The 17,257-nt window shown below is 38.1% G+C and carries 15 protein-coding genes; 6 read left to right on the top strand and 9 right to left on the bottom strand.

The annotated features are described in order from the left end of the window. Nucleotides 1–51 precede the first annotated feature (51 nt). The 3 genes from B5488_RS12935 to B5488_RS12925 are packed head-to-tail and all read left to right on the top strand — an operon-like array spanning nt 52 to nt 1,786. Complete coding sequence (locus B5488_RS12935; protein WP_079735639.1) at nt 52–297, top strand: hypothetical protein; 246 nt, start codon at nt 52–54, stop codon at nt 295–297. After that, nucleotides 297–593: a type II toxin-antitoxin system RelE/ParE family toxin gene (locus B5488_RS12930; protein ID WP_079735638.1), complete on the top strand. Its 297-nt coding sequence runs from the start codon at nt 297–299 to the stop codon at nt 591–593. Before B5488_RS12935 ends, B5488_RS12930 begins: the two co-directional genes overlap by 1 nt. Nucleotides 594–652: 59 nt before the next feature. Next, on the top strand, nt 653–1,786 hold the full coding sequence (locus B5488_RS12925) for a M23 family metallopeptidase (protein WP_079735637.1): 1,134 nt from the start codon (nt 653–655) through the stop codon (nt 1,784–1,786). Nucleotides 1,787–1,884: 98 nt separating this feature from the next. Here B5488_RS12925 and B5488_RS12920 read toward each other — a convergent pair whose 3' ends face one another. From B5488_RS12920 to B5488_RS12890, 7 genes are all read right to left on the bottom strand, one after another. Continuing rightward, nucleotides 1,885–2,922: an NADP(H)-dependent aldo-keto reductase gene (locus tag B5488_RS12920; RefSeq protein WP_079735636.1), complete on the bottom strand. Its 1,038-nt coding sequence runs from the start codon at nt 2,920–2,922 to the stop codon at nt 1,885–1,887. Nucleotides 2,923–2,944: 22 nt separating this feature from the next. Continuing rightward, nucleotides 2,945–3,892: an OmpA family protein gene (locus tag B5488_RS12915; protein WP_079735635.1), complete on the bottom strand. Its 948-nt coding sequence runs from the start codon at nt 3,890–3,892 to the stop codon at nt 2,945–2,947. A 106-nt stretch (nt 3,893–3,998) separates the two neighbouring features. Beyond that, a complete protein-coding gene (locus B5488_RS12910; protein WP_079735634.1) occupies nt 3,999–4,769 on the bottom strand; it encodes an exodeoxyribonuclease III in 771 nt (256 codons plus the stop codon). A 40-nt stretch (nt 4,770–4,809) separates the two neighbouring features. Next, on the bottom strand, nt 4,810–5,355 hold the full coding sequence (locus tag B5488_RS12905) for a DinB family protein (protein ID WP_079735633.1): 546 nt from the start codon (nt 5,353–5,355) through the stop codon (nt 4,810–4,812). Between the two features lie 30 nt (nt 5,356–5,385). Next, nucleotides 5,386–8,352 (bottom strand): GEVED domain-containing protein, encoded by a 2,967-nt coding sequence (locus B5488_RS12900; protein ID WP_079735632.1) that lies wholly within the window; start codon nt 8,350–8,352, stop codon nt 5,386–5,388. Nucleotides 8,353–8,468: 116 nt separating this feature from the next. Beyond that, nucleotides 8,469–10,007 (bottom strand): glycine--tRNA ligase, encoded by a 1,539-nt coding sequence (locus B5488_RS12895; RefSeq protein ID WP_079735631.1) that lies wholly within the window; start codon nt 10,005–10,007, stop codon nt 8,469–8,471. Nucleotides 10,008–10,070: 63 nt separating this feature from the next. Continuing rightward, the gene (locus B5488_RS12890) at nt 10,071–10,955 is read right to left on the bottom strand and encodes a hypothetical protein (protein WP_079735630.1); all 885 of its coding nucleotides are present in this window, start codon (nt 10,953–10,955) and stop codon (nt 10,071–10,073) included. Between the two features lie 61 nt (nt 10,956–11,016). Here B5488_RS12890 and B5488_RS12885 point away from each other — a divergent pair, with 61 nt between their 5' ends. Both B5488_RS12885 and B5488_RS12880 read left to right on the top strand, forming a co-directional pair. Beyond that, nucleotides 11,017–11,697: a ComF family protein gene (locus tag B5488_RS12885; protein WP_079735629.1), complete on the top strand. Its 681-nt coding sequence runs from the start codon at nt 11,017–11,019 to the stop codon at nt 11,695–11,697. A 58-nt stretch (nt 11,698–11,755) separates the two neighbouring features. Then, nucleotides 11,756–13,369: an Ig-like domain-containing protein gene (locus B5488_RS12880; RefSeq protein WP_079735628.1), complete on the top strand. Its 1,614-nt coding sequence runs from the start codon at nt 11,756–11,758 to the stop codon at nt 13,367–13,369. Here B5488_RS12880 and B5488_RS12875 read toward each other — a convergent pair. Next, a complete protein-coding gene (locus B5488_RS12875) occupies nt 13,356–14,135 on the bottom strand; it encodes an amidohydrolase (protein WP_079735627.1) in 780 nt (259 codons plus the stop codon). The two genes, B5488_RS12880 and B5488_RS12875, sit on opposite strands and share 14 nt — an antisense overlap. A 103-nt stretch (nt 14,136–14,238) precedes the next feature. Between B5488_RS12875 and B5488_RS12870 the strand changes: the two genes are divergently transcribed. Further along, entirely contained in the window at nt 14,239–14,748 is a 510-nt protein-coding gene (locus B5488_RS12870) for a DUF1440 domain-containing protein (protein ID WP_079735626.1), read from the top strand. On the opposite strand, the gene B5488_RS12865 is transcribed toward B5488_RS12870, so the two are convergent. After that, nucleotides 14,745–17,219 carry a ligase-associated DNA damage response DEXH box helicase gene (locus B5488_RS12865; protein WP_079735625.1) on the bottom strand — a complete coding sequence of 825 codons (2,475 nt, stop codon included), beginning with the start codon at nt 17,217–17,219 and terminating at the stop codon, nt 14,745–14,747. The two genes, B5488_RS12870 and B5488_RS12865, sit on opposite strands and share 4 nt — an antisense overlap. Between the last annotated feature and the right edge of the window lie 38 nt (nt 17,220–17,257).

The raw sequence follows: 17,257 nt of genomic DNA, 5'->3' as shown, positions 1-17,257 counted from the left end.
TTTCGTAATTCAAGAAAATATCGTAATTTAATTTGACTTAAAATTTTCGTTATGAAAGATGATAAATTGAAGGAAAAGATTCTAGCCTATATCGACAATGCCGATACAGAACTATTAAATAGGCTTAGTGATGTAATTGAAAATTACAAGGAAAAAGAGACTGTTGCCTATACCCTGGATGGTCAGCCTTTATCAAGAGCAGAATATTTAGATCAATTAAAGGCTGCTGAAACCGAAATTACAGAAGGTGATTTTATAAGTCAAAAAGACTTAGAGAAAGAAGCCAAAACCTGGTAATGGCTAAGTTTCGGATAATTTGGTCTTCAACTGCAAAATTAGAACTTCAAAAAATACACGATTATTTTAAGTTCGAGAAAAAAACCCCTCAAGGAGCAAAATCAATAATTCAGGACATTCTTAAGGCAACTAAAGAGATTACTTTTCCCGCACAATATCAAATTGAAGAAACCAATCCGAAATACCGTAGGATTGTAATTCGCCATTATAAAATAATTTACAAAGAAGAGAATAACAATATTTTAATCTTAAGAATTTTTGATAGCCGGCAAAGTCCTGAAAAGCTACATGATTAAGAAACATCCATCTTAATCTGGCACAATTACTGCTTTAAATTGCCCGTAAACGCAAGATTATGAAGCAGATAAAAATTTTAAGCCTATTCTTAATTTTAATTATTGCAGGGTGTTCGCATGTAAATAAAGCATCCGATTTTATCACAAATCCAACCGCAAAAGAACAATACAAACGCGATTTTAATGTTTCAGATGAATTGTTCCGTATTTGGGAAAGTTCTTCTGAAACCGCATTCCAGGATAGTGTTGAAATCAGCCTTCCCTATGCTGAAAACGGAAAATTCTTTCCCAAAAGTTTTTCAGTCTATTCTTATGAAATTGAGCTTCAACCCGGTGAAGTTCTTAATTTAGAAGTGCAAACCGATTCTACAAAACAATTGGTGTTTATTGAGCTTTTTGAAAAAACCGGTGATACGGTTAAAAAATTTGAGAAAGTAAAATCAAATGATTTTCAGAAGAAAAACTTAAATTTTGAAGCTGAAAAAACCGCGACTTACAAAGTAGTAATCCAGCCGGAAATTGAAGCACATACCCCGTTTACATTTAAAATGGAGAAAAATCCAGCATATCTTTTTCCGGTGAGTGCCGGCCTTAATACTAATGTACAGAGTTATTGGGGAGATAATCGCGATGGCGGATCCAGGAGCCACGAAGGCATTGATATTTTCGCAAAAAGAGGTACTCCCGTGGTCGCTGTAACTAACGGAAGCATTGGTTATACCGGTGAAAAGGGTTTGGGTGGTAAGCAGGTTTGGTTACAAGACCGTAAACGCGGTCAGTCGCTTTATTATGCCCATTTAGATAGTATTGCCAATGTTTCAGGAAATGTAAAGAGAGGCGACACTTTAGGCTTTGTTGGCAATACCGGAAATGCCAAAACCACGCCGCCCCACCTCCATTTTGGAATTTATAAAAGTTACCGTGGTGCGATAAATCCGTTGCATTTTGTATATCAAATTAATCCCCTAGAAGCCGATCCTGATATGCCGGAGAGTATTCCGCAAAAATTAATTGTAAAAAGTAGTATTGCTAACCTTAGAAATAAACCCACAACTTCAAATTCCAGGATTTTAAGTACTTCAAAAGCCCAGGATACGCTTCAATTTTTAGGAAAAACCAACGAGTGGTTTCACGTAAGAACCACAGCGAATAAAGCATCTTTTGTTCACGAAAGTTTGGTGAAATCAATTTAACAACTCACGTCAAGCTGAACTTGTTTCAGCTTCTAATATGTTTTAGTTTTCAATAACTTAGTTCCTGAAACAAGTTCAGGATGACGTTTTTAATAAATCTAAGGCGCAGGATTGGGATAAGTTTCGTGTACTTTATTGATCTCTTCTATAACTTCTTTAGAAAGTTCTAAATCTATACTTCCTATATTTTCTTCTAATTGTTTAATAGAAGTTGCTCCAATAATATTACTGGTTACAAATGGACGGGTGTTTACAAAAGCCAGTGACATTTGTGCGAAATTCAAATTATGTTTTTTAGCAATTTCGCTATAAGCCCTGGTAGCCTTTATCGCCTTCTCGCCAGAGTATCTTTTATACTGCGGAAACAATCCTAATCTTGAGTTCGGCTCAATTCCGTCTAAATGTTTACCGCTTAAAGTTCCCATTCCTAAAGGCGAATAAGGAAATAAGCCCACATTCTCACGATGAAGAATTTCGGTAAGCCCGATTTCGTCTTTTCTGTTAAGTAAATTATACGGGTTTTGTACCGTGATCATTTTTGGCAAATTATGCTTTCTGCTTTCTTCCAAAAAGCGCATTGCTCCATAAGGAGTTTCATTAGACAAACCAACCTGCCTGATCTTTCCTTCTTTTACAAATCCATCCAAAGTTTCCAGAACTTCTTTAAAATTATCCTCCCATTTTTCCTCTTTATCGTGCTCATAACCTAATTTCCCAAAGAAATTGGTATTTCTCTCCGGCCAGTGAAGTTGGTAAAGATCTATATAATCGGTTTGTAATCTCTTCAGGCTTTTATGTAAAGCATCGGTTATAGCTCCCTTAGAAAAACCAAGATTATCCCGCACATGTTCCATTGAATTTCCGGGGCCAACAACTTTTGAGGTTAACACCACATCTTCCCTTTTTCCCGATTTTTTAAACCAGGAACCAATAATTTTTTCGGTGCTGCCCTGAGTTTCGGGTTTTCCAGGTATAGAATACATTTCAGCTGTATCCATAAAATTTATGCCTTTATCAAGCGCTAATTCTATTTGTTCGTGGCCTTCGGCTTCGGTATTTTGTTCGCCCCAGGTCATGGTGCCCAGGCAAATTTTACTAACTTTTATATCGGTATTGGGGAGCTTGGTATATTTCATTTATTGTATTTCTGAATCGTTGTTATTCTTCGTTCAGCAATTTAGTAACCTCATCTAATTTTGGTGTTAAAATCACCTCAATTCTTCGATTTTTTGCTTTGCCTTCGGCAGTTTCGTTAGTTGCGATGGGCGCGTACTCCCCACGACCGGCAGCGGTTAAATTCTGCGGATCTATATTATTGTTTTCTTTTAAAATTTGAACAATAGAAGTCGCCCTTTTGGTAGAAAGATCCCAGTTATCGTTTAATGGCCCGCTTCCGCCGTAAGGCACATTATCGGTGTGGCCTTCAATTAAAACCGCGATATCGGGGTTCTCTGCCAGTACCTGGCCTAATTGCTGTACAGCCTGTCTACCTTCGTTATTAACCGCCCAGCTTCCAGAGCTAAACAACAATTTATTTTCCATAGAAACATACACTTTCCCATCACGTTGCTCTACGGTTAAACCTTTACCTTCAAAATTGGTTAAGGCTTTTGAAATCGCATCTTTTAAAGCATTCATTTTGGCATCTTTGGCCGCGATTAATTCTTCTAACTCGTTTACCCTTCTGGAACGCGCATCAAGATCTCTTTGTAGCTTACTTAATCTTGCCTGCTCTTCTACCAGCGCCTGTTCTTTCTCCTCCAGTTCAGCCAGAAGCTGACGGTTTTGCCGGGAATTTTCTGAAATTGCTGCAGAACTGTTTTCCTCTAAAGCATCGTAAGAATTTTTAAGGGTTGCATAGTTTTTTCTTGAGCTTTCAAGCTCATCTCTTAAGCGATCCCTTTCAGCGGTAGCTTCAGCATAATCTTTTTTTAATGCTGAATATTCTTCATCTAAATTTTGATATTTTTCGAGTTCAGATTGTGTATTTCGGTTCTCCCGTTTTAAATCGGCGTGCCTGCCTTCAAGTTCCTGGTATTTTTTTGAAGAAACACAAGAGGTAAACATAAACACCCCTAAAATGGCTGATACAAGTATTTTTTTCATGATTTTAATTTTCTAAAATGATTTTTTCTGTTTTTCTTCGAGTTTTTATTCCCGTATATCTACACCTACGAGGTTTCGACAACCTTGCAGGTGTCTTCATAATTTATTAGAAATCTGATTCTAATTCTACCAAAACAGGACAATGATCGCTGTGTTTGGCTTCGGGTAATATAACGGCTCTTTTGAGTTTTTCTTGTAATGGCTGGGCCACCAAATTATAATCTATACGCCAGCCTTTGTTGTTGGCCCGGGCATTGGCGCGGTAACTCCACCACGAATAATTGTCCCCTTCCTCATTAAAATGCCTGAAAGAATCTATAAAGCCACTTTTCATAAAATTATCTATCCAATTTCGCTCTTCCGGCAGGAATCCTGAGACATTTTTAAGCCGAACAGGATCGTGAATATCTATAGCTTCGTGGCAAATATTATAATCGCCGCAAATAACTAAATTTGGGGAATCTTGCTTTATTTCGTCTATATACTGCTGAAAATCGTCCATAAACTTGAATTTATGTTCCAAACGGGCAATATTTGTCCCCGATGGTAAATACAAACTTATAATCGAAAAATCTTCAAAATCGGCACGAATTGTTCTTCCTTCATGGTCCATATAGTCTATGCCGGTACCGTACTCTATATGCAAAGGTTTGTGCTTACTTAAAATTGCCACACCGCTGTAGCCTTTCTTTTGCGCAGGATACCAATAATGATAAGGATAACCCGCCTCTTTAAATTCATCGAGATTTAATTGTTCGGGATTTGCTTTTATCTCCTGAAGACAAACCACATCTGGATTTGCCTGTTGTACCCATTCTAAAAAGCCTTTTCTAACGGCAGCTCTAATTCCGTTTACGTTATAGGAAATAATCTTCATTTAAGTCAATTTTTCTCAAAAATAAGGCTAAATCGAAGATTTACAAGTTGGAATTCTGAATTTCCAGCAGCTTTTTAGCTTGTTGAAAATGTCGCTCTTCGTGAGCGAGAATAATCTTAAAGGCAGCATCAAGTTTATATACGATTTTAGGATTTGCAGGTGAAGAAATTACTACGTTTTGCTTCAGTAGGTCTTCAGCACCTAAAATTTTCTGTTTTAATTTCTCCTGATGTTCAATAAATCTGGCCAAAATATCTTTTGAAGTATTATCTTCAGAAGGTTTCCAGATTGAAAAGGTTTTGGTTTTTTTAGTGGTCTCAGGCTGAACCGATTTTAAGATTACTTTTCCGAAGAAATTAACTAAAAAACCGAACCTGGCTATGAATGGTTTTTTGTGATTTTTAGTTCTCACCCGATCTATCAACGGAAAATACGACTCATTAATTAAAATAAGATGCTCTAAATTTTGGGCAATACTCCAGGAATCGGCATCTGGTTTCCAGTGAATCTCACGTTCACTAAGTTGGCCAAATGTCTTTTTGAACTTTAGCGTAAGCTCATCAAGTCTGTGCGTGAATTCTTGCATATAAACCTGAAAAAATTAAGTTAAGAAAGTCTATTTAACAATAAAGCGTTTTACTTTTCCTACATCCCGGGTTCCCATTCTCACTAAATAAACACCTCGTGCAGCGTAAGACATATCCAGTTCATAAACATACCCGGTGCCATTATTTTCCACCTGGTTTTCTAACATTTTTTGCCCTAAAACATTATGAATGGTAATTCTCAAAGTCTCCTCATAATCGGTTTCCATAATAACCCTAAACTGTTTATCCTCTTCGGAAACCACTACCAATTCGGCTTCATTAAGAATAAAATCTTCAATATTTAAAGTAGAATCGGTAATATTTACTGAATAATCATGAGTAGTCCCATAATCCATCACTTCACAAGGATTATTGAGATCGCCATCAAAACTGGTATCTCCGGCTCTTATTCGCATAAGATGCTGGCCCAAAGATGCATCTGTAGGAATACTAAAATTATAGGAGTACCAGGTATTAGCAGTAGGAATAACTTCAGCAGAAATTACCCGTTCATCATCCTCAAAAACGGCATCGTCATTAAAATCTATCCACATTGAGAATTGTTCGTTTTCCTCTTCAGCAAAATGAGATTGTACCGAAACGGTAAATTCACTCTGGGAACGGTCTAAAGTAGCAGAAAGCCCAATAAAATCGGCATAACCATTTCCGCAGGGAATACGTTCATTAAGAACATCTTCTAATTCAAAAAATGAAATTCCGTCGCCAAAACTACAATCAGATCCTTCGGGAATACAATCTAAATTAGCTACCGATCTTACGCTTGTGTCGTTACTGCGGTCAAAATCATTCTCCAGCCTTGTGCCGGCAGTAATTCTATAACTCCCGGAAGGTGAAATATCTGCGGTTTGATTAAAAGAATAAACTTCAAGACCTCCAACTTCCAGCGTGCCGTTAAAAACTTCTCTTACTGGTGTATTGTTTCCTACCTGGTAAAAAACCGGAATATCCTGTTGTGGTTCGCCTCCAAAGTTTTCTATGCTTACGGTTACCTCTTCTGAATTCCCTAAACTTTCACCAGTTTGCGGCGCATCAATTGAAGTTACCCCAACATCGTTTGGCGGTAAATTTCGCACTGAAGCGGCTAATGTATCATTTTCAATATTTTCATCTCCTTCTAAATTGGTACCAAAAAGGAATTCGTAGGTTTCTCCAACTTCAGAGAGATCGGCGGTTTCAGAAAAAATAAATTCAGCAGAACTTGTTGCTGAAAGGGTTTCTTCAAAAGTTTCAGTTACTTCGGTGCCGCCATTTATGCTGTAACTAACTTCAAAATTAGATTGAGCATTCCGGCCATAATTTCTAATTTTTACGCTTATTTCTTCATTTGAACCCAAACTCGCATCCTGTGGGCCAACCAAAGAAACTACACCGAGATCATTATTAAAATCTGGAGCGATTTTAAAAACACCCACGTGATTTTTTCTTTCCTGGCCAACAAAATATTCGCCATTATGCCAAAAAGTAAGTCCGTCTGCAGCATCTACACTCAAATGCGCATAATCTCCATATCGCGAATTGGGATTTGGACTTTCTCCTTCAATAATATCTTGCTCTTCAATAGTCATAATCCCGGGTTCATCATTAAGGTATCTCCCGGTATACCGTAGGGATGGAAAAACGGGATTTTGCGGATTATCATTTAAAACTGTGTAACCAAGAGCAATATTTCCTTCGGCGTCCAGGCCAATACTTCCACTAAATCGGTCGCTATTATCCGGGGCATAAGTTCCTTCCTGGTAAACACTCCAGGGACCACCGTCATTTTGCTGCCGCAATTCATACCAACGAATTCCTGCATGTTCTGCCGCGCTGGGATCTACATCTACCACAAAATTCATCACCACAGCATTATAATTTGGAAATCTTCTGTAAGTGGTCATGTACATCATTGTGGCCTGTAATACATCAACTTCGGGAGTGTCGTCTCCGGGTTGTGAAAGATTTGAAAACGAGCCACCATCAAATGTGGCTATAAACGGGGAAACACCTTCACCCGCTCCTAATTCCTGGGATTCTGAAATTGTTGATGCCGAAGGATTACTCCAGTCTACATTAATAAGCCAGAGCTTTAAATGATCTTCGTTTACTCCCGCCCAAGAATCGTCCTGCAGAAAAATTATTGGCGAATTTCCTCGCGGAGGTAATTCTTCTCCAATCCCCGAAAAACCAGCCGGACTGTAAAAACCGTTAGTTCTTATACCGGGCAATGGGAATGACATAATTTGAGCAGTTTCCCCATTAAGCATTTTGTCTCTTTCTAAAGCATACACCACCTGACTGGTAGCGGCGGTCCTGGTATTTTTATTGGTCGTTATATAATAACCATCTCCCCAAACTGAAATCTTTGGATAATCGGGCAAGACCTCGTTTGTGGTAAAGCGATAAGTGTACCAACCGTCATTTATAGGGTCTGGCCCCTGTGATACTGCTATCAAAAAACTTTCTGGGGTATCGCTAAATTGTGAAATTATAAACCTATCGGCAAAATCATCGTATAAAATAATTGGGTCTCCAAGCGTCTCATTGGTAAATTCTCCCCCAATACTGGCAAGAGAAGCAGGCTCCATAATTCGGTTTCCCGATTTATCAAAAATTGAAAAAGCCGAATTCCAGCCGTTAACATAATGGTTTGGGCCTGCAGCTCCCGTAGGATCTGTAGGGGTAGCTTGTGTAGAAGCAGCTTCAAAAGTGAAGTAAGGTGCCTTTACAGGGATTTCACCCATTTTTTGCTGAAGTGCTTCATCCCTGGTTTTTGGCAAACCTTTTCCCGGAACAATTTTGTTAATTCCACGATTTCTCGGATTGTAAATCTTAAATTCCCTGGCCGGGGGAATTAGTTTTCTTTTAGACATTGCGGAAGAAGACACCGCCCTGGCAGAATCTATATAAACAGGGCCTGCAGTTTCTCTGTCCTGGCCCAGGAATATAGAATGAAAACCAAAAATTAAAACTAAAAGGAATAAAATTTTCTTCATTTTGACTAGACTTCTTCTTTTACTTTCTAAAAATAATGATTCTATGCTTATCTAAAACAAAAGGAGCGATTAAGTTAATTAATCGCTCCTTTTGTAATCTAAAAAATATTTTATATTTATTTATTCATCCAGGTTTTGAAATCTATTTCCTCTTGAATAAGTGTTTTAAGTTCTGTAATATCTACTCGTTTTTGCTGCATAGTATCACGATAACGCACAGTAACTTTCTTGTCTTCAAGAGAATCATGATCTACTGTAATACAAAGCGGAGTTCCCGCTGCATCCTGCCTGCGGTACCTGCGCCCAATTGCATCTTTTTCGTCATACTGAACTCTAAAATCCCATTTTAATTCTTCTATAATTTCGTGAGCAAGCTCGGGTAAACCATCTTTTTTAACTAACGGAAGAACCGCAGCTTTAGTTGGTGCCAGTACTGCGGGTAATTTTAAAACTGTTCTGCTGGTGCCGCCTTCCAATTCTTCTTCTTTTAATGAAGCTGAAAAAACCGCTAAAAACATTCTGTCTAAACCAATAGAAGTTTCAATTACATAAGGCACGTAATTTTCTTTCATTTCGGGATCGTAGAAACGTAATTTCTTTCCTGAATGTTCTTCGTGTGCTTTAAGGTCAAAATCGGTTCTGGAATGAATTCCTTCCAATTCTTTAAATCCAAATGGGAAATTAAATTCTATATCGGTAGCGGCATTAGCATAATGCGCCATTTTTTCGTGATCGTGAAAACGATAATTTTCTTCGCCCAAACCTAAAGAAGCATGCCACTTCTGGCGGGTTTCTTTCCAGTGTTCAAACCATTTTAGTTCTTCACCAGGACGCACAAAAAATTGCATCTCCATTTGTTCGAATTCCCGCTGGCGGAAGATAAACTGTCTCGCAACAATTTCATTTCTAAAAGCTTTTCCTATTTGAGCTATTCCAAAAGGAATTTTCATCCTCCCGGTTTTTTGCACGTTAGAAAAGTTTACAAAAATTCCCTGAGCGGTTTCAGGACGCAAATATAAATCTGTTGCAGAATCGGCTGAAGCTCCCAGTTTAGTTCCAAACATTAGGTTGAACTGTTTTACATCAGTCCAGTTTCTGGATCCTGTTTCAGGGCAGGCAATTTCCAACTCTTCAATTAGCGCTTTTACGTCAGCTAAGTTTTCATCGGTAAGTGATTTTGCAAGGCGTTCCAAAATCTCTTTTTCTTCCTTTTTATAACGAATTACCCGCGGATTAGTGCTTATAAATTCTTCTTCATCAAACTTATCGCCAAAACGTTTTCTTGCTTTTGCAATTTCCTTCTGCGCTTTTTGATTGATTTTTTCGGCATAATCTTCCACCAAAACATCGGCCCGATAGCGCTTTTTAGAATCTTTATTATCAATTAAAGGGTCGTTGAATGCATCTACGTGGCCCGAAGCTTTCCAGGTGGTTGGGTGCATTAAAATAGCCGCATCCAAACCTACGATGTTCTGGTGCAGCTGCACCATACTTTTCCACCAGTATTCTTTGATGTTTTTCTTTAATTCTGCTCCATTTTGTCCGTAATCGTAAACCGCACTAAGTCCGTCGTATATTTCACTCGACGCAAAAATATACCCATACTCTTTAGCATGGGATATTACATTTTTAAAAAAGTCTTCTTGTTTTGCCATAGGACAAAAATAAAAAAACCGCCCTGATAAACAGCAGGGCGGCCTTTGAATTTTAGGTTTTAATTATCTTAGGTTAAAAGAGGCTGTTCCCAGTAAAGTTGCATCTGCATAAATGTAAACTTTATAGGTACCTTCCAGCAATCTATCTTCGTTAGTGTTCGCTAACAAACACACATCTAACTCGTTGTTTTCGTAATAAACTTTTGAAGCTGCACTATAAACCATAGGCCCGCCCTCGTGTTCTACCACAATTTCATCACCTACCAATTCATTTTCTGGATTATAAACCTGCACATACATATCTCTTTCTCCGGGACCGGCAAGATCGTTAGCAGTTATGGTAAAACATGTTCTAACCTGGTCTATTCTTCGAGTGCGATCGTTTTCTACCAGTTTCCCACTATTTCTTACAATAACACCTTCGCCACGTAGATTTGTGATTTTGAGCTGTGCTGCACGATCTACTTTATTAGAAAGATCCTGGTTGGTAGTTTGCAAAGAATCAGAAACTCTTGTTCTTTCCTGTAGAATTACGTTAGTACTGTCTAAAGTTTGAGACATCATTTGGTTTTGGCGGTTTAAACTATCTACCACTCTAAATAACCGATCTTTTTCAGATTTTAGATTACTAATTTCCCTGCGATAGCGAGAAATTAAAACCAGGTTGGCCTCATTATCTTCTACTGAATCCAGCAAACGCTCAATTCTATTTCGGGCATCTACCAGGTTTTGATCCATCACCTGATTTTCATCTATGGCTTCATCATATTTTATAATTAAATCGTTAAGCTCATCTTCTATTACCTCTTTCTCTTTGGTAAGAATGGCTTTATTTTCCTTCTCTTCGTTGTAGAATTTAATTGTATAGATACCTAAGGCCAGCAAGGCCACTGCTAACACTCCGGTTAAAATTTTAAGCGCGGTGTTGTTTTTCTTTTCGGTCATCATATTAATAAATTTTGTTTGTAAATTTAGGAGTTTAATAAGGTAAACCGCAAGGACTTAACAAATGTTTCACGATTTAACAAACCTGTTCTACCCAACTATTTGTAATTGCTGTGATAGCCCATTATTAAAGGCAGAAGAAGTAATTTGCACTTCCTGTTTACATAAACTCCCCATTACTAATTACCATCTTGATAACGAAAATGCCACTAAAAAAGTATTTGACGCCCGCTTAAGCATTGAAAACGCCACTTCTTTACTTTATTTTAAAAAGAAAGGAATGGTGCAAAATCTTATTCATAATCTTAAATATAAAAAAAAGGAAGAAGTTGGTAGTTTTTTGGGAAATTGGCTTGGCGAAGAACTGAAATTGCATCCCGGATTCAAAGAGATTAATTGTGTAATCCCGGTTCCCCTTCATCGTAAAAAATTAAAGAAAAGAGGCTTTAACCAGGTTACCGGATTTGGAAAAGAGCTCGCCAATAAATTAGATGCCGAATTTATTGAAAACGTCCTGGTAAAAAAAACGAGTTCGCGCACCCAAACTTTTAAAAAACGTCTTGGCCGGTGGGGAGCTATAGATGCTACTTTTATGATAGAAAATCACGAAAAACTGGAGAATCGGCATATTTTACTGGTTGACGACCTGGTAACCACCGGTGCTACCCTGGAAGCCTGTGGAAATAAATTGCTCAAAATTAAAAATACCAAATTAAGTATTGCCACTATGGCAATTACAGATTGATACCCGCGTTAAAACCTAAAATAATTGTTTCTTTGCTTTTAGATTTCATTTTTAAATTATGCTGAAAAAAATTCCCGGAATTTTACTTGTTGCCGCTCTCCTTTTGCTTTGTGTACAATGTGCAAAAAAAGGAATGCCTGAAGGGGGCCCAAAAGATGAAGAACCACCAAAATTTATAAGGGCAAACCCTGAAAATTACAACACAAATTTCTCTGCTGATGAAATTAGAATTTTCTTCAACGAATACGTGAAATTGGAAGATGCACGCCAGCAAATAGTAATATCACCACCAATAGAACCACGCCCAACAATTATACCTATGGGGACGGCGCGCAAAGATGTTCGCATACAAAACCTGGATTCCCTTCAGGAAAACACAACCTATACCGTAAATTTTGGAAAAAGTATTGTAGATAATAACGAGGGCAACCCCTTACCGTATTTTAAATATGTTTTTTCTACCGGCGATTACCTGGATTCTTTAAAAATTTCAGGAACTATAAAAGACGCTTATCTAAAAGCGCCAAACGAATTTATTTCTATTTTTTTATACGAAGTAGATTCAACTTTTTCGGATTCATTAGTTTACAAGCAAACCCCAAGATATATCACCTATACTTTAGACAGTAGCGTAAATTTTGAACTCGAAAACCTTAAGGAAGGTACTTATCAAATATTGGCTGTAGAAGACAATAACGATAATTATAATTTTAATCCTAAATCTGAAAAAATAGGTTTTATTGAAGATTACATCACGTTGCCTACAGATTCTACTTTCAATATCACCATTTTTAAAGAAGAACTGGAATTTGAAGCCAAAAGACCTAAACTACTAAAAGGAAATCAAATCTTATTTGGTTATGAAGGTAAAAAAGGAGTAGATAGTGTAGAAATAAATTTATTAACCCCAGAACCTGAAGGTTTTCAATCTAGAATTGTAAAAGATCGAAAAACCGATACACTCTATTATTGGTATAATATCCGACCTGAATATGACAGCCTTTCGTTTGAAGTAGTGAGCCCTACCCGGCGAGATACTTTATTTACAAAAATAGCCGAAGCCGACCGTGATTCGCTAAATATTACAACCGAACCTTCTGGCGGGATTGAGTTTGAACAGGATTTTAAACTGAAAGCGAATACTCCAATCACAGATTTTAATCAGGATCTAATTAGTATTCGGGATGGAGATTCTGTTATAATTCCTTTTAATACTGAAATGCGTCGCCTGGAAAATGAAATTATAATTTCTTTTGAAAAAGAAGAAAGCACCGATTATCGACTCACGGCTTTACCGGGAGCAATTACCGATCTATTTGAAAAAACCAACGATACTATTCAGCAGAGTTTAAACACAAAATCTTATGCCGATTATGGTAGCATTATTTTAACGCTTCAAAATATTAATCGTTTTCCGCTGCTAGTGCAACTCACCAATGAAAAAGGAGAAGTACAGGCCGAAAAATATTCTAATGGCAATACTAACTTACATTTCCGGTTTTTAAAGCCCGGAAAATACCTTATTCGGGTAATTTTTGACGATAATGAAAACCAAAAATGGGACACCGGGAATTACCTAAAAAGAATTCAGCCAGAGGAAATTCAGTATTATCGAGATACCATAGATGTTCGAGCTAACTGGGATATGCCAGAAACTTTTACTTTAGAGTAAATTCATCCCTATCTTGAAGAAATTTTAATTGACCTCGGGTTTCCTCAAGATGCTTTTTTTCCAGCGAAATTTCCTTTATAAAAGGTTTTTCGAGATCCAATTCGGTAAGATTTTTTCCCAAACAATCGTAAGCTGCTGTGTGGCCGTTATACTTGTAACCATCGCCATCATTTCCGGTTCGGTTTACGCCAATGCAATAACTCATATTTTCTATAGCGCGGGCTTTTAAAAGTGTATCCCAGGCAAAAACTCGCTTGCTTGGCCAGTTTGCTACATAAAGCAACAGGTCATAATCTTCGGTATTTCTTGCAAAAACAGGAAATCGAAGATCATAACAAACCAGCGGGCAAATTTTCCAACCTCGATAATCAACAATTAATCGATCTTTTCCAGCGGTATAGGTTTCATCTTCCCTGGCCAGGGTGAACGTATGCCGCTTATCGTAAATTTTATAACTTCCGTCTGGAAAAACGAAGAAAAGCCGATTATAAAAATTATCATTTTCCGTTATAATAACGCTTCCGGTTACCGCTGCGTCTTTCAATTTAGTCATTTCGCGCATCCAATTTAGCGTTAACCCATCGGTTTTTTCAGCTAATTTACTTGCATTCATACTAAATCCGGTAGTAAACATTTCCGGAAGAATAATAAGGTCTATATCCTCCGAAAGGGCTTTAATTTCTTTTGAAAAAAAACCACGGTTTGCCTGTGGGTCTTCCCATTTTAAATTTGCCTGAATTAAGGCGGTGTTTAATTTCTGTGCCATATTCAAAATTACCAAAATTTAAATATCTGCTGCTAAATCCTTGTTAAACAATTGTAGATAAATCTTATAATGGATAGTTTTATTTAGTAAAAATCGTAAAACTATGAAAGTACAAGCCTTGTTGAAAAAAGATTCTTATTCCAAAGCCACCGGTCGTGGATTACTCGCTGGTGTTATTGGTGGATTAGCCGGCACAGCGGTAAAGAGCCTGGTAGAGCATTTTTTAACTGTACGGGAAGTTGAGCAACGTTCAGCCCAAATTAAAATAGTTGACGATCTTGCTACTAAAATCACCGGTTCTCCGATAAGTGTTGATAATGAAGAGTTAGCCGAACAATTAGTGAATTTCCCAATTGGCGCCAGTGTTGGTGCAGCTTATGGTTTTGGAAAGAAAGACAATGATGAATTAAATATTAAAGACGGAATTATTCTTGGAAGTTCTACCTGGATCACTACGCACGAAACCTCGCTTCCATTGATGGGTCTTGAACCAAAACCCACCGATGTGCCAATAAGAATGCAAATGAACGAGCTTTTTGCACACGTACTTTTTGGAATTACTACTGAAATAGTAAGAAGCACCGTTCTTAAAAAATTAAACGAAAGAAATTAATTTTCCAGGCTTTTTAGCATCTTCCTAATCCTGTCTTCCAGTTTTTCTGAAGACAATTTTTCCCGTAACCTGTCGGTAATAATGGGGAAGGAAAACGGGGTTGGTTTTTCGCAATTTTTCCATATGATATTTTGATGCTGAATTCGTTCTAAAGCCATTCTCAAACGGCCTTCTTCCAACTGATGCTCAAAAGTTTCTCTAAAGGATTGCAAATACAATAAATTATCATCTTCATAATCTTTAAAGACGCTGAATAGTAGTTGCGAACTACTTTGCAAATGCTTGCTTTTAATCAGTTTATTAGGGTAACCGGTAAAAACCATCCCGGCAATTACTGCAATATCCCTGAATTTTCGCCTGGCCATTTCTGTAGCGTTCAAACTCTTATAAAGATCATCCATTAAATATTCCGCGGAAAATAAGTCGTTATCCAGGACTTGTTGCATATCAATTTCCTGGTCTGAAAGTAATTCAAATCCATAATCGTTAAAAGCTATACTGAAAGAAATTGGTGAAAGCAAACTGATACGATACGCCAGTAAACTTCCCAAAGCTTCGTGTACAAATCTTCCTTCAAACGGATAAAAGATCGCGTGATAACCTTCACGGGTTTTAAAAGTTTCAATTAAAAACTCATCCTGCTTCGGAATAATCGATTCTTTCTGCTGCCTTTCCAGTATAGGCCGTAAAGCTTTCAATTCTAATGATTTTTCGGCAGATCCGGGAGATGTAGAAGCTGAAGCCGCATACATTTCTTCCCTTAAAAGTTCACTCATTTGCGCTGAAAATGCCATTCTACCGCCCATCCAACTGGGCACTTTTGATGTTTTTTTCTTCGATTTTCTTACTAAAACCTGCATACTTTTAATTCGCACTAATTCCAGGTTTCTTCCGGCAAATGTAAAGACATCTCCGGGCGTGAGCTTAGAAATAAACCATTCTTCAATAGTTCCAATATATCCGCCTTTTATATATTTTACGCTTAGAACCGCATCACTCACAATGGTTCCAATTTGCAAGCGGTGCCGCAGTGCAATTCCCCGATCATTCACTTTAAAGCGGCCGTCTTCTTCTATTTCAATTTTTTTATATTCATCATAAGCCTGCAAACTCTGACTGCCTTTGGTAACGAAATTCAGTAGCCAAAGCCATTCATCTTCAGTAATGCCCTGGAAACAAAACGTAGATTTAATTTCAGGCCAGATTTCCTTCGGAAAAAATCCATCGGAAACCGCCAAAGTGGTTAGGTATTGCACCAAAACATCAAAACTCAACAAATACGGAATTCGATCTTCAACAGCAGTTTTTTGCACTGCTTTTTGTAACGCTGAAGCTTCGATAAGTTCTATAGCGTGTGTGGGTAAAAAATGAATTACACTCTCTTTTCCCGGTTGGTGGCCGCTTCTTCCCGCACGTTGTAAAAACCGGGCAACGCCTTTTGGCCCACCAATTTGAATAATGGTTTCCACCGGGGCAAAATCCACTCCTAAATCAAGGCTCGACGTACAAACCACGGCTTTTAAAGTTTCATTTCTAATAGCCTGTTCCACCCAAAGCCGGGTTTCCTTGTTAATGCTGCCGTGGTGCATCGCAACTTCCCCGGCAAACTCAGGATATTTGTGCATTAATTTCTGAAACCACAATTCGCACTGCGAGCGGGTATTGGTAAAAAGCAGCGTGGTTCTGGAATTTTTAATTATCGGCACTACCTCATCAATCAAGTGTAAACCCAAATGCCCCCGCCAGGGAAACTTTTCCATTTTCTTCGGAATAATAGATTTTACGCTGATCTTCTTCTTCAAGTTCGCTCTTATCAATACCGAATTTTGAAAGGCTTCGGAATTTGGACCGAGCAAAACTTCCCGCGCTTGTTCTAAATTCCCAATCGTGGCCGAGATTCCCCAAATTCGTAAATCTTCTGAAACCGTTTTTAAACGGGACAAAGCGAGTTCCATTTGCACCCCGCGTTTAGTGCCCAACAATTCGTGCCATTCATCAACCACCACGGCACTTAAGTTTTTAAATGTTTTATCGTAGTTTTTTGATGACAGCAGCAATTGAAGGCTTTCGGGTGTGGTTATCAGCAAATCGGGCATCGACTTTTTCTGCGCAGCCCGCACTTTTTGCGGCGTATCCCCAGTGCGAATTCCTACCGTTAATCCGCTATCAATCTCATCAGCAAATCGTTGCGCCGACTGTTGAATTTCTACCGAAAGCGCACGCAGTGGTGTGATCCAAATTGCTTTTAAACCTTTTTGATGTTTCGTTTTATAATCAGGGTTTTTCTTTAAATAGTTCAAAACAATTGGCACCCACAAAGCATAGGTTTTTCCGCTTCCCGTTGGCGCGTTTAGGAGTCCGTTTTTTCCTTGCAAAAAAGCAATCCAGGTTTGTTTTTGAAAAGCAAAAGGCTTCCACCCCTGATTAGAAAACCAGGTTTCGGCGATTTGAGTGAGTTGGTTTTTGTTCATGTTCTAAGAGACCTCACAGGTTTTGAAAACCTGTGAGG

It is taken from the genome of Salegentibacter salegens (assembly GCF_900142975.1).
GTDB lineage: Bacteria > Bacteroidota > Bacteroidia > Flavobacteriales > Flavobacteriaceae > Salegentibacter > Salegentibacter salegens.
Note: the sequence above shows the minus strand (reverse complement) of the source record. Positions and strands in the feature narration are given on the sequence as shown.

Excerpts from the sequence above, each read along its gene's own strand:
- B5488_RS12935 (WP_079735639.1), top strand. The coding sequence starts at position 52 with ATGAAAGATGATAAATTGAAGGAAAAGATTCTAGCCTATATCGACAAT.
- B5488_RS12930 (WP_079735638.1), top strand. The coding sequence starts at position 297 with ATGGCTAAGTTTCGGATAATTTGGTCTTCAACTGCAAAATTAGAACTT.
- B5488_RS12925 (WP_079735637.1), top strand. The coding sequence starts at position 653 with ATGAAGCAGATAAAAATTTTAAGCCTATTCTTAATTTTAATTATTGCA.
- B5488_RS12920 (WP_079735636.1), bottom strand. The coding sequence starts at position 2,922 with ATGAAATATACCAAGCTCCCCAATACCGATATAAAAGTTAGTAAAATT.
- B5488_RS12915 (WP_079735635.1), bottom strand. The coding sequence starts at position 3,892 with ATGAAAAAAATACTTGTATCAGCCATTTTAGGGGTGTTTATGTTTACC.
- B5488_RS12910 (WP_079735634.1), bottom strand. The coding sequence starts at position 4,769 with ATGAAGATTATTTCCTATAACGTAAACGGAATTAGAGCTGCCGTTAGA.
- B5488_RS12905 (WP_079735633.1), bottom strand. The coding sequence starts at position 5,355 with ATGCAAGAATTCACGCACAGACTTGATGAGCTTACGCTAAAGTTCAAA.
- B5488_RS12900 (WP_079735632.1), bottom strand. The coding sequence starts at position 8,352 with ATGAAGAAAATTTTATTCCTTTTAGTTTTAATTTTTGGTTTTCATTCT.
- B5488_RS12895 (WP_079735631.1), bottom strand. The coding sequence starts at position 10,007 with ATGGCAAAACAAGAAGACTTTTTTAAAAATGTAATATCCCATGCTAAA.
- B5488_RS12890 (WP_079735630.1), bottom strand. The coding sequence starts at position 10,955 with ATGATGACCGAAAAGAAAAACAACACCGCGCTTAAAATTTTAACCGGA.
- B5488_RS12885 (WP_079735629.1), top strand. The coding sequence starts at position 11,017 with ATGTTTCACGATTTAACAAACCTGTTCTACCCAACTATTTGTAATTGC.
- B5488_RS12880 (WP_079735628.1), top strand. The coding sequence starts at position 11,756 with ATGCTGAAAAAAATTCCCGGAATTTTACTTGTTGCCGCTCTCCTTTTG.
- B5488_RS12875 (WP_079735627.1), bottom strand. The coding sequence starts at position 14,135 with ATGGCACAGAAATTAAACACCGCCTTAATTCAGGCAAATTTAAAATGG.
- B5488_RS12870 (WP_079735626.1), top strand. The coding sequence starts at position 14,239 with ATGAAAGTACAAGCCTTGTTGAAAAAAGATTCTTATTCCAAAGCCACC.
- B5488_RS12865 (WP_079735625.1), bottom strand. The coding sequence starts at position 17,219 with ATGAACAAAAACCAACTCACTCAAATCGCCGAAACCTGGTTTTCTAAT.